Origin of the sequence: Streptomyces sp. TM32 (assembly GCF_004122755.1) — a bacterium.
Taxonomy (GTDB): Bacteria; Actinomycetota; Actinomycetes; order Streptomycetales; family Streptomycetaceae; genus Streptomyces; species Streptomyces sioyaensis.
Map to the genome: position 1 here is coordinate 1 of NZ_SDIG01000065.1, position 12,078 is coordinate 12,078.

Genomic DNA, 12,078 nt, shown 5'->3' on the forward strand with positions numbered 1-12,078 from the left:
CGTCAGGGTGAACCTTTGCGAATCCGGCGAGCGCACCCGGCTGCGCAACACGCTGGTCCGCCTGCCGCCGACCTCACCCTGCCCTGGCGCCGCCGATAAACTGATTCCCCTTCGGGGCCGTTCGCGGATCAGCCCGGCGGCAGGCGGACCAGCGTGTTGCGCAGCCGGGTGCGCTCGCCGGATTCGCAAAGGTTCACCCTGACGAGCCGACGTCAGTAACCCTGAATCAGGCATCGAGTGGTTGGGGCCGTCATGGCTCGATGTACTCGCGAACTGTCCCACCATCCTCTGTACCGAACCTCCGCCCGCACAGACGATCACTCCGTGGTTGCTCACCACAAGTTGATGTTCTCCGCGAGGAAGTAGGACTCTTCAGCGGGCGGGGTGGGGCTGCGTCGGAAGGACCCGAACTGCGTGACTCCAACCGCCCGGCCCTTTGTGTCGGCAGGCGCTGTGTCCCACGCAGGTCATGTCGCCTTACGCGCGGATCGGGCGTCCCCGTTGTGTCGCGTTGTAGCGAGACATGCTGTCTCTTTGTCCGGCACGACTGCATGACTGAGATCACGTCGGCGTGGGCGTGCTACGTCGGCTGGAACGATGGGTGAAGGTATGGGTTCGGACATAGGGGGCTCCCGCATAGGGGCATTCACGGGTGAGTTCAACCAGGGGCGATGTGACGACTCGAAGATCGTTTCCCGTTCGTGAGGTGATCGTTCCCCGCGACCGCTGTGGCTGGGGATGACGGTGCAGTGACCCGAAACAAGGGCGACCTGGGAACTCCTGACTCCCTCACGATGCGGACCGGTTCGGCCCGTTCGACGCGGCTGGCCAGGACCCGCAGCCGCGGAGATTTCGGTGCTGCGGCGACAGAGAGCCTCCGCGCCTCTAATCTGATGTCGACGCGACGGTTCACCGAGAGGCGGTCGAGGGTGGAGCCTGCGGCTCTGGGGATGGCGGCGCGGGTCGCCTCGACACTGATCAAGCCGCTCGTGGCGAAGCTGTTCGTGCGGGAGGAGAGCGGCGCCGACCTCGTCAGTAAGCCGATCCGTGTCTCCAAACTGGTCAGCTGGCGTGGCCAGAAGCGCACCCTGGACGAGCGAGACGTACGCAAGATCAGCGAGAAGCTGATCAGCCGGACCCTCGCCGCGAACCCGTACGAGCCGGCGGTGCACGACGGTGACCGGATAGCCGTGGTCGACGCGCTGACCAAGACCCTGCTCTCGCTCGGCGACCTGGAGATGGAGGACGTCCAGGCGGTCCACCTCGGGCACGTCGAGCTGGCGCGCAAGCTGTCGGCCGCGGCGGACGACTCGACGCGGAACATGAGCGCCGACGCGACGAACCTCTACCGTTCCCTGCTCGACGTCTGCTGCCTGCACATCCTGCAGTTCTTCACGCAGCGCTCGGCCTTCATCCCGGCCACGCTGATCACGCAGACCCGCATGATCGACGAGACCATGCGCCGTATGGAGGTGCTGACGGCGCGGCTTCCCCCGCCGCGCAGCCAGGACGCCGAGTTCGAGCAGCGCTACCTGGAGCACCTCGGGCTCAAGTACGGCAAGCTCGCCATCTTCGGGCTCGACCTCAGCGCTCCCGGTCAGGCCCGATGGCCGCTCGACACGGCCTATTTGAGCCTGGAACTCTCGGCGCAGAACCGCGACGGAGGTGTTGCGGCCACCCACCGGCTCCGGGTCGAAGGGGCCCTGACCGGGAAACACCGTGTAGTGCTGCGGGGCCCCGCCGGTTCGGGCAAGACGACACTGGCCCAGTGGCTCGCTGTCAGCGCCGCGCAGAACGACTTCGACGACGAGCTCGCCTTCCTCCGCGGGCGTGTCCCGTTCATCCTCCCGCTCCGCAGCCTGGCGCAGGAGTCCACACTCCCCACCGCTCACAAGTTCCTCGCCATGGCCGGCAGCATGCTGGACGGCGCGCAACCGGAGGGCTGGGCCGACCGGGTCCTGCACAGCGGGCGCGGCATCGTCCTCGTCGACGGCATCGACGAGATCTCGGAGTCGAAGAGGCTGCTGACCAAGCGGTGGCTCACGGAACTGACCGAGATCTACCCGCGCACGTTCTTCCTCGTGACCACGCGCCCCTCCGCGGTCCCGATCGGCTGGGCGGCGGACCTGGGGTTCGTCGAGTTCGACCTGCTGCCCCTCAATCAGCGCGACATCGACAAGTTCGTCAACCGCTGGCACGACGCGGCCCTGTCGACTCTCGGGGACGCCGAGGAGCGCACCGAGGTGGAGCGGTACCGGGCCGCCCTGCACGTCACCCTGCGCCGCAAGCCCGACCTGTACCAGCTCGCCACCAATCCCCTGATGTGCTCGGTGATCTGTGCTTTGCACCGCGACCGGCACTCGCAGCTGCCCGAGGGGCGCATGGACCTGTATGCGGCCGCGCTGCGGATGCTCCTGGTCCGCCGCGACAAGGAGCGGGAGGTCATCGCGCCGGAGGGCTTGCAGCTGACCGAGGAGCAACAGGTCCAGCTCCTCCAGCGGCTCGCGTACTGGCTCATCCGCAACGGGCGTTCCGAGGCGACCCAGGCGCTGGCCGTGCGCATCATCCGGGAACGGCTGCCCTCCATGCCGCACGTTGTCCCGCTGGACGGCGCGCACCAGGTGTTCCGCCATCTGCTGCTGCGCAGCGGGCTGTTACGGGAACCCACGCCGGACACGGTCGACTTCATCCACCGGACCTTTCAGGACTACCTTGGCGCGAAGGCGGCCATCGAGACCTCGGACCTGGATCTGCTCGCCAAGAATGCCGGCGACGACCAGTGGGAGGACGTCATCCGCATGGCCGTCGGCCACGCCCGCGAACGCGAGCGCGCCGAACTGCTCCGCAAACTGGTGGCCATCGGCGACCAGCGTCCCTCCCAGCGGCGCCGCTATCACCTCCTGGCTGCGGCGAGCCTGGAGAACGCCACGACGCTCGACCCGGCGGTCAGGGCGGAGGTGATCAGCCGCGCCGCCTTCCTCATCCCTCCGGCCACCCGCGAGGAGGCAGAGAACCTGGCGCAGGCGGGCGCGGTGGTCCTCGACGTGCTGTCGGGGCCGGCCGACATGACGGAGGAGCAGGCCATTGCGAGCGTGCGCACGATCGGGCTGATCGGCGGCCCGGCCGCCCTGCAGCGGATGCAGGCGTACAAGGACGCTCCCCAGCGCGGTGTCCGGCAGGAGGTCGTCAACGCGTGGCCGCGGTTCGACACGGTCGAGTTCAGCGAGTCCATCCTGGCCAGCTGCCGCTGCGACGACATCGAGATCCCGGTGACGAACGCGGAGCAGGTGGCGTGTCTGCGCCAGCTCCCCGAGGCGCCCAACCTGTCGCTCCCCCAGCCGTCGCTGATCCACGAGCTCTCCGCCCTCCTCGACCGGGACTCCGTGGTGTCCCTCGCGCTGGGCACGGCCGACCACCGCACTTCGGAGCTTCCCGCCCTCGGCGGTCTGACCGGGCTGCGGCGCCTGCACGTACGCCATCCGACGTCCACGCTGTCCCTGAACCCCCTCGCCGACAGCGGCATCCGGGAACTCGTGCTCGACTGCGTGCCAGTCGGTCTGGACCTCTCCGCGCTCCAGGCCGTTCCGCTGCTGACCACGCTGAGCCTCAGCTTCGCCGACCGCGTCGCCCTCCCGGAGGTCGCACTGCCCTCGATCACGTCCCTGCGGCTCAAGGGGGTGGCGGAAACGGCAACGTTGCCCGACTTCGCCGCCTGCTTCCCCGGCCTCACCCGGCTGCACCTGAATCTGCACCGCAGGCCGCGCCGGGCGCCCCTCGACCTTTCCCGGGTGCGGGGCATCGAGTCCGTCACCGTCCGCGTCCGGAACACGACGAAGGTCATCGGCCTCGACGGGCTCGACCCGGGGCGGGTGTCGGTCACCGTGGAGGGCCGCCGCACGGGCGGTCTCCTCACATCGTTCCGCGACCAGCGCCCCTGACCCGGGCGGCCGCCGGGAAACCCTGTGCTCGCGGCGGGCGTGCCGGATCATGGCGGCGTGTCCGCCAATTCGTATGACGCGCTGCCGGTCCGGCTTAACTCGACGACAGCGACTCACCCGCCAACGTCATCGACGCGCTGTTCCTCGGCTGCTTCGCGACGGGCGAGCAGCCCCACTCGCACAGCGCCAACATCGACCGGGTGCGCTCCGGCGTCTCGCTGCTCCCGCCGGGCGCGCGGGTGCTGCGCTCCACCTGCGACGACGACCGGGGCGCCATCCTCGCCGAGGGCGACGGTTGGACCATGCTCGTCTCCCGGTGGAACGATTTCTGGACCGACAACCTGGTGGCGTTGATCGCCGCTGCTACGGACGTGCCCGCTTCTGAGTGAACTCAAGAAAGTCGATACAGATGGCGTAGAAAGGATCATTGGTGCGGACGACGAGGGAGCACGGCAAGCCATGCCGACGGGCTCCCTCGCCGTGTTCGGACACGTCGATCGGCGTTCAGGTTCAGCTGCACGATCCGTACGGGGCCGTTCCGGGGCGGGCGGCGGGCGCCGGCCGAAGCTCACCGAGGACCGGGCCGTGCTCGCCCAAGGGCTCTACGACGAGCGGGAGTCCAGCGACGGAGGCAGCTGCAGCGTGGTGCGGGTCGAAGGCCCGAAACGTGTTGTCCACCGCTGCCGGACGGCTCCGAGACCGCTTCTTCTCGACCAGCTCGACCTCGAACAGTCGATCCCCACCACGCATATCGTGATCGCCTCGTATGAAAGATCGCGAAGCGCCGGCGGGTCGCCGCCGGGCTTTCGTGCGTGACAGTGGTCAGCTTTGCTGGCGGAAGTCCAGCATGTAGAAGACCTTGTCGTAACGGTCTTCGTCGACGGCGACGAAGTCGAGGAGGCGGCCGTATTCGGTGAAGCCCAGCGACCGGTAGAGGTGCAGGGCGTTGGTGTTGTCGCCACGGGCGTCCAGGGTGAGGACCTCGATACCCGCCTCCCGGGCGTCAGTGATCAAGGCAGCGGTCAGCGCCCGACCGACGCCATGGCCATGGGCAGTAGCATCTACCGCGATCTTCTCCAGATCGGCGTGTGGCCGATGGGTCGGTCGGGCGTAGCGGAGCCAGTACCCCAACCCCACAAGCCGACGGTCGAGGTAAGCGGCACGCAGGGCCGCATCCCCGGTCTGTGCCGCAGAAACGACGTGGCGGAGAAGTTCCGCCACCTCATCCCGCGAGGGTGGATCGACCCAGCCCAGCGCGGCACCTCCACTGACTAGGTCCGCCAGGATCTGGTGGGCGGACTCCGCAAACCGGTCCTCCAGCTCTGGATCGGAAAACAGCCCCATGGCATCAAGGATGGCGGGCTCAGTGTTCACACCGCTGGTCGTGGCCGGAGTCATGACCGGCAGCCTAGCCAGCCCAAGACCCAGCCGACACCCCGCGCCCCACCTCGGCTGCAGCCGAGCTGTTAGTGACCCATGCTCCTAGCTGGCCGCAGCCTGGCCCTCTTCGTCGTCTGGCTTGGGATAGTTGCCGGGATCGTGCGGGTTAGATTCATCTTGCGGCTAGTTGTTCTCGTACGTGTTCTGGGCGTGTTCGTTGATCATGATGCCGTTCTATGCCGACCTGGCCGACGGGGTACGGCAGCACCTGCGCCATTTGAGGGCGCACGCTAGCGGCAAGGTGTGAGGCGCTCCTGACGGTCCTTGGCCAGCGCGCGCGTACGCTGCCGATTCACCGTGCCCCGTTGACTGAACTCGGCTCAGGCTGCCCACCCCGCGTACCGGCTCAGTCTCTCTGGACCCCTGCTCCAGCCTCTGGCCTGGGCCGTGGGAAAACCGGAGGCATAGTGAGGGAAACGATCTTCTCGCAGGGATGCATAACCCCTGACCAGCGAGTTCCGTCGGTGCCCCCTGGGCCTTGTTTGCTGTCTAGACCATTTTCGGGTCGACCAGCCTGACGGAAGGGCAGGTTTCGCCAACTCCCGTACCGACTCAGGCGCCTTGAGGGCCACGCGTCTCGAATGGCGAGAACATCTTCTGCGACTTGGGTCACCTGCACCCGAGTTGCTGTGGGATTGCAGATGCAAAACGGGCCTGTGGCAAGGGCATGCGGACGCATGTTCCAGAGCGCCCGGGGCCAGACCCTGCTGCGCGACCTCTCCAGCAGCGGCTTTATCGCCATCTTCGTCACCATCAGCGCACCGCCGCCGCCCTCAACACGCCCACAGCCAAGAGCGATCGCCACCGCCGTCCGCGACAAATGACCTGCCCTCGCGTCAGGACCAGGGCCAAGTAGTCCGAGCCGCCAACTGGCGGCGCAGTGAAGTGCCGTGCACGAACATCGAAAAGCACAGATGTTCGCTTCCTGATTTTTAGTCAGCCGTGAAGGGGATTTCCGAAAATCACCCCCCAGCGAGGTGCTGTGGAGCGCGTCCGGCAACCAGAGCCGCCTAAGCCGCGTCTTCCATGGGAAGTCACGTGCCCCACTGATCGAAACCGTCCGGGGCTGATCGAAATCGTCCGGGAGTCACAGATCCGGCACAGGGCACGCGATCTGAGTAGCATGCTGCGCTTTAGGAAATGAGAGCCATTCAGTAATCGCACACACGAACAGTGGACGGGGGCCAACTCATGATCATCAGGAGCGGCAGGCAAAGGATGAGGATCATCCTTGCGGTCACCACGGCTTCGGCAATGGCAAGCGGGTGGGTGGGCACTATCGGAGCCGGAACGGCTGGCGCGCAGCCGTCGCCCGCATTCGGCTATACGTGCTCATCTCCCCTGATCGGCGATCAGTCGTTCACAGCGGAGATCCACTCGGACATCCCGCATTCGGTCGCAGTCGGCGCGCCCATCAAGCCCATCGCCGTCAACGCGGTGGCGACGGTGGGCGCGAGTTTCACCCAGTTGCTCAACAGGGCGGGCATGAAGACCCTCGGGGGTACGGTGGACGCGAGGGCCCATGTGGCGGCGCCACAGGATGAGTTCGACGTCACGGTCCCCTTCCACATGGCCACGACCAGCGTCCCGGCATCCGGTCCCTTCAACGTCACGGCAACCGCCGGCGCGACCACGCGCACCTTCAGTCATCCAGGCCACGGGACGGTCACCGCCGGCAACATCACCCTCCACCTCCTCGCGAAGAACGCGGCCGGCACCATCACACTCGCGGGCGACGCACCGTGCACCCTGAACACCGGCCAAAGCAATGTCGTCACGTCCTTCGACATCACGAAGCCGGGTTCGGCGCCCTCCGCCCCTCCGAGCCCCTCGACCGGACCGGGTGCCGCCACCACTCCGCGGCCGACGACCGGATCGGGTGCCGCCACCACTCCGCGGCCGACGACCGGATCGGTAGGCGCTGCCGTTCCCAAACCGACGATGTCAGAGAGCACCGGGCCCGCAAAGGACAGCGCGACCACGCCCAGCAATCCGAGCCCCAGGGCTTCCAGCCCCACACCGGTGAAGAACTCCCCCCGTCCAACGCCGAGGTCGACCAAACCCACGATCGTCCCTAAGCCCTCGGCCGCCGGCCAGGACACCGGGAATCTCATCCTGCTGGCCGTGGGCGCGCTCGTCGCGTGCGCCGCCGCCTTCCTCCTCGGCACGCGGCTGAAAAACCACCGCCGCGCCGGTGATGACGGAGGGGATCAGCGGTACATCAGCCCGAAGCCTGACTGGCCTACCGAAGGTGTCAAGGCCACAAGGGGCGACGTCAGTTGCCACCGGAAGGTCTCGATTGCCGCCGCCCCCCAGCATCGAGGGTGTGACGGCAGGACAACATCGCACGACAGCACGGGCCGGAAGGTTGCGGACGACCGGAATCGACTGATGGCACGTCATATTCCACGCCGAGCCGGTCATCAGGGCGTCAGCGCGCGGGATAGCGGTGGTGCCGATCTGGACAGCCAACTTGCGGGCTTGCTACAGGGCGAAGACGTTGATGTCGTGGCCGACGAGAAGCCCAGCACCGAATACGTTCGACAGGCGTAGTGAACGACCACCGCCTGTGTATCGGAGGCTCAAGCGGGGCGGCAGGCAGGCACAGGGCCTGCCTGCCGGGGCGAGGACGGCCACAGAAAGCTGACTATCTGTGTGAAGAGGAAGGTGCCTCTGTTGGTTGAGATCAACACTTTGCTTGACCAGATCATGCCTGCAGTTGAAGCGGCGGCGGGTGCGTACGGCGTCGGCGTGCTGACCAGGGCCGAGGACGAGGCGGCCGAAGCGACAGTGCGGCTGGGACAGCGGCTGCTCGCCCGGATCCTGCACCGTGGACCCGACTCCGCGTCGGTTGAGGCCACCGTCACCAGCCTGGCGGACGCGGGTGCGGACCAGGACATACTCGCATTGCGGCGCGCGGAGTTGAGGATCGCACTGCGAGATGCGCTCAGGGACTCCCCAAGCCTTGCCGATGAGCTCTCGGCGCTGCTTCCGGAGCGTCCCACCGTCCAGGCCAGTGGCGAGCGCAGCGTCGCCGTCGGCGGAAACAACTCCGGAGTCATTTCCACCGGCGACGGTGCGCAGAACACCGGACACCCGTGAGCGACGGTCTCGGTCTGCGGGAGCCGGACCCCGCCGAACGCAAGGCCGCCCAGTCGGGCGGCGACCGGTCGGTGAACGTGGGCGGAAACAACTCCGGGATCATTTCCACCGGCGACCACACGACCAACACGCTTGTCGTTTCCCCGGTGGACGCGCTGGCCGGGAAAGCCCGTCTGCTCGCTGACAAGGTTGGCGGCTTCCTGAAGCGTGAGGAAGAACAGCAGAGGTTATGGGACCCCAAGCCGCTGCCTGTGCGCTGTCGACCGGCACCCGCAGCGTTGACAGGCCGTGGGAACAGCGTCCTCGATGTCTCAGCCAGGCCGGCGGCCACTTTCCCACTGGACTTGACCGGTTCGCTGGAGAACATCGCGGCTGTCTACAAGGGGAAAGAACGCGGCAGGCTGATGGTGCTGGGCCGGCCCGGCTCGGGAAAGACCATCCTGATCCGGCGCTTCGCGAGGGCCTGGCTGGATGTTCGCGATCCAACCGGTGAAGCACCGGTACCGGTGATCTTCAGTTTGGGATCGTGGAATCCCACCACCACTCCACTGCGGGACTGGCTGACCGACCGGCTGGAGCGGGACCATCCCTTTCTGGCGGGGGTCGGCCCCGACAGATCGACATGGGCCAACGCGCTGATCGATGCCGACCGTGTGTTGGCGATCCTGGACGGGTTCGACGAGATCGCCGACGGCCTGCACCAAGCAGCGCTACGGGACCTCAGGGCCACCACCGTGCCACTGCTGATGACCAGTCGCCGCGACGAACTCGAAGCCGCCGTGGGAGACGACCCGCTCTTCGCGGGTATCGAACTGACCGACCTCACCCTCGACGACTCCGCCGGCTACCTTCTGCACGACACCTGTACGCAAACCTCCGGCAGGGCTCCCCGCAACGGCGCGGACACCACGGCCCCGACCGGGTGGGCCTACGTCCTGAACCAGTTGCGACGTCACCCCTACGACCCGGCGTGCGCCAATCTCGCCGCCGTGCTGACCACTCCCCTGATGGTCACATTGGCCCACACCGTCTACAAGTCCGGCCGCGATCCTGTGAAGCTGCTGGAAATCGATGAGTTCAGTACCCAAGGAGCCCTTGAGGACCATCTCCTGGACAACTTCGTCCCCACCGCATACGACCGTTTTCTCAGCAATCGCCCCGTCGGGAAACGCCGGCCGTGGGACACCGAACGCGCCTCCCACTGGCTCGGCCACCTCGCCACGCACCTGAAAAAACTCGACACGCATGACATCGAATGGTGGCGACTGGGAACCGCCATGAGCCTCCCGTCGCGCATGCTCGTTTCCGGGGTCACGAGCGGGCTCGTGTTGGGGACCATTGTCGGTCTCGTCGACCTCATGGGCGGGTCCAGGGTGGCATTCCTTGAGATACTTATGAATGCGACGGGAATCGGGCTGGCCCTCGGGCTCCTGCACGGATTCGCTTCGAATCTCACGGCCGGCGGCGCATTCGAACCATCGCGTATGCACATCCGGATCCGCGGCGGGACGAGGAGGGTGAAGGAGAGTTTCCTCCCCAGGGTTCGGGGCGGACTCGCGGGCGGGCTGGTCTTCGGGTTCGTGTACGGGCTCGAAACGGCGGTCTTGGCAGGTCTCCTGGCCTACCCCTGGACCGCGATGGCCTTGCAGTTCGCGAACTGGCTGGCGGCCGGGCTCATACTCGGGCTGGCGGCCGGGCTCATACTCGCGCTCATGGCCGGGCTGGAGGCTGTCATCGAGACAAAATCCTCGGTCAGCCCGTGGGACCTGCTGAACACGAACCGCACGACCGTGCTCGCCCAAGTGCTCGCGGTCGGGCTGGTCCTCGGGCTCGGGTACGGGATCGTCGTCACGCTCGTGAACGGGTTCGCACTCGGGGTCACGTCCGGGATCGGGGGCGGGCTCGCGATGGGACTCGGGCTCAGCACGTTGACCGCTTGGGGCCGATGGGTGGTCCTGGTCCGCATCTGGCTGCCCCTGACGGGGCAGCTCCCACGGGAGGTGAACGCCTTCCTGGACGACGCCTATGAACTAGGCGTGCTGCGCCAGGCCGGCGCGGTCTACCAGTTCCGCCACGCGCGGCTCCGAGATCGCCTGGCCGAGGTCTACGAGCAACACGAACGGTCGCCAGCAGGAGGCACAGCGCGGTGAAGGCAGGACCGGTGTTGCTGACCGATCCTGCCTTCACCGCGCATGAAGCCGTCGCCTCAGCCGAAGTGCGTCAGCTTCTCCGCCTGGAACTGCTTGGCTGCCTCCCGGCGTTGCTGGCGCACCTCGGCGTCGATGCTCTTCGCGAGCTTGCGCTGGTGCTTCTTCTTGGAGTGCTGGTAGATCAGCTGGGCCTTCGGGCTGGACTACCCCGCGCGGACCATGGGGACCTTGAGCTTCGCGCCGGAGTCAGCTGCCAAGGTGTTGCCGATGTGGCGCAGATCGTAGAAGCGGAAGTTGTCGGGCAGCCCCACTGCGATGCGTGCCTTGCGCCACTTGGACCGAAGGACGACCGCCGCAGAGCAGCCCCGCGCTCGCCCACGATGAGAAGTCCGTCTGGCTCCTTCTCGGCGAACCACTGAGGGTGGCGATGCAACTCGGGCACGATGGAGTCGGAAAGGTACACCGCGTGCTTGCCCGCCCTTGGCTTCGGATCACCGATCACCTTCTTGCCGTTGGTGGGCTCCGGCGCGGCGCGCCTGATCCACACCACCCCCTCGTCGACGTCGATGTCGCTGCCACGCAGCTCCGCGAGTTCTTCGGGACGCAGGGACGCGAAGGCGCCGAGGAAGATCATGATGCGCCGGCGGGGTCCGATGGCTTCGGCCGGCGCATGGACCTGTTCGACCTCGGCGGCGTCGCGTTCGCCGGCCTCCTTCTTGCCGGCGCCCTTGATCCGGCATGGATTGCTCTTGAGGAGGTCGTCGTCGACCGCTGTTTGAAGGATGGCCTTCAGCAGGCGGTAGGACTTGGCCACCGTCGTCTTTGATGTGGACAGCACGGTTCCCACAGTGACGGTGCCGCTGAGTCCCCCGATGAGGCGGCCCATTTCGTCACGTGCCCGTTGTGCCTCGGCCAGCAGGATCCGGGCATGGGCCGGCAGGTGCGTCCGGCGGTGGTGAGCTCCAGGGTGCGGCGCGAGCGGTCGAACAGCGCGGTGTGGAACTCGGCCTCCAGCCTTGCCACGGCAGCCGAGGCGGCCGACTGGACGACATGTTCCCGCTGCGCACCGCGGGTGAAGCTGCGTTCCTCGACCACACCGAAGTCGGTGGCCGGGAGGCTCCGGCTGCGCCGTTCGGCGGGCTCGGCAAGGCAGCGGTGCCCGGTGGCCGGCCTCCGCCGCCGACCGCCTGCACCGCATACCTCGCGGCTGACGAAGCGGAGCCCCTGTAGGCCCGCAACAGCAGGATGGCCAGGCGTTCTTCGAGCCGGCCGACACCCCCGATGACGCCGGCCGGATTCGTCGGTGGCGCCCCGCCGGATGCCGTCGTCCAGGTGCCTCGCCAACCGGTCACGACCGAGGGGCTTCTTGCCCGCCTGACTGTCGGCGAACCTGGTGCGCTGCGCCGGTGTACCGGGGTGGCGGGAGGAACTCAACTCTCCAGGCCCCA

General features: G+C 67.2%; 7 protein-coding genes and 1 pseudogene. 6 read left to right on the plus strand and 2 right to left on the minus strand.

All coding sequences use genetic code 11. The annotated features are described in order from the left end of the window. The first annotated feature begins 929 nt into the window (after nt 1–929). Together EST92_RS16405 and EST92_RS16410 are read left to right on the plus strand one after the other, a co-directional pair. The gene (locus EST92_RS16405) at nt 930–3,938 is read left to right on the plus strand and encodes an NACHT domain-containing protein (RefSeq protein WP_161981745.1); all 3,009 of its coding nucleotides are present in this window, start codon (nt 930–932) and stop codon (nt 3,936–3,938) included. Between the two features lie 57 nt (nt 3,939–3,995). After that, nucleotides 3,996–4,261, plus strand: a pseudogene (locus EST92_RS16410) (DUF5925 domain-containing protein); the annotation flags it as partial. Between the two features lie 499 nt (nt 4,262–4,760). On the opposite strand, the gene EST92_RS16420 reads toward EST92_RS16410, so the two are convergent. Further along, nucleotides 4,761–5,336, minus strand: coding sequence for an N-acetyltransferase (locus EST92_RS16420; protein ID WP_129281677.1), 576 nt, complete (start codon nt 5,334–5,336; stop codon nt 4,761–4,763). Nucleotides 5,337–6,055: 719 nt separating this feature from the next. On the opposite strand from EST92_RS16420, the gene EST92_RS31160 reads away from it, so the two are divergent. From EST92_RS31160 to EST92_RS16435, 4 genes are all read left to right on the plus strand, one after another. Next, complete coding sequence (locus tag EST92_RS31160) at nt 6,056–6,202, plus strand: hypothetical protein (protein ID WP_154073978.1); 147 nt, start codon at nt 6,056–6,058, stop codon at nt 6,200–6,202. 367 nt (nt 6,203–6,569) lie between these two features. After that, nucleotides 6,570–7,931, plus strand: coding sequence for a DUF6801 domain-containing protein (locus EST92_RS16425; RefSeq protein ID WP_129281678.1), 1,362 nt, complete (start codon nt 6,570–6,572; stop codon nt 7,929–7,931). A 156-nt stretch (nt 7,932–8,087) separates the two neighbouring features. Beyond that, entirely contained in the window at nt 8,088–8,480 is a 393-nt protein-coding gene (locus tag EST92_RS16430) for a hypothetical protein (RefSeq protein WP_129281679.1), read from the plus strand. Further along, entirely contained in the window at nt 8,477–10,630 is a 2,154-nt protein-coding gene (locus EST92_RS16435) for an NACHT domain-containing protein (protein WP_129281680.1), read from the plus strand. Before EST92_RS16430 ends, EST92_RS16435 begins: the two co-directional genes overlap by 4 nt. A gap of 181 nt (nt 10,631–10,811) precedes the next feature. Here the strand turns inward: EST92_RS16435 and EST92_RS31165 are convergent, their stop codons facing one another. After that, the gene (locus EST92_RS31165; RefSeq protein ID WP_174244032.1) at nt 10,812–11,516 is read right to left on the minus strand and encodes a hypothetical protein; all 705 of its coding nucleotides are present in this window, start codon (nt 11,514–11,516) and stop codon (nt 10,812–10,814) included. Between the last annotated feature and the right edge of the window lie 562 nt (nt 11,517–12,078).

What these genes read in the sequence shown, in the direction of transcription:
- EST92_RS31165 (WP_174244032.1), bottom strand. Translation starts at nt 11,516, where the DNA reads ATGGGCCGCCTCATCGGGGGACTCAGCGGCACCGTCACTGTGGGAACC.
- EST92_RS16420 (WP_129281677.1), bottom strand. Translation starts at nt 5,336, where the DNA reads ATGACTCCGGCCACGACCAGCGGTGTGAACACTGAGCCCGCCATCCTT.
- EST92_RS31160 (WP_154073978.1), top strand. Translation starts at nt 6,056, where the DNA reads ATGTTCCAGAGCGCCCGGGGCCAGACCCTGCTGCGCGACCTCTCCAGC.
- EST92_RS16430 (WP_129281679.1), top strand. Translation starts at nt 8,088, where the DNA reads ATGCCTGCAGTTGAAGCGGCGGCGGGTGCGTACGGCGTCGGCGTGCTG.
- EST92_RS16425 (WP_129281678.1), top strand. Translation starts at nt 6,570, where the DNA reads ATGATCATCAGGAGCGGCAGGCAAAGGATGAGGATCATCCTTGCGGTC.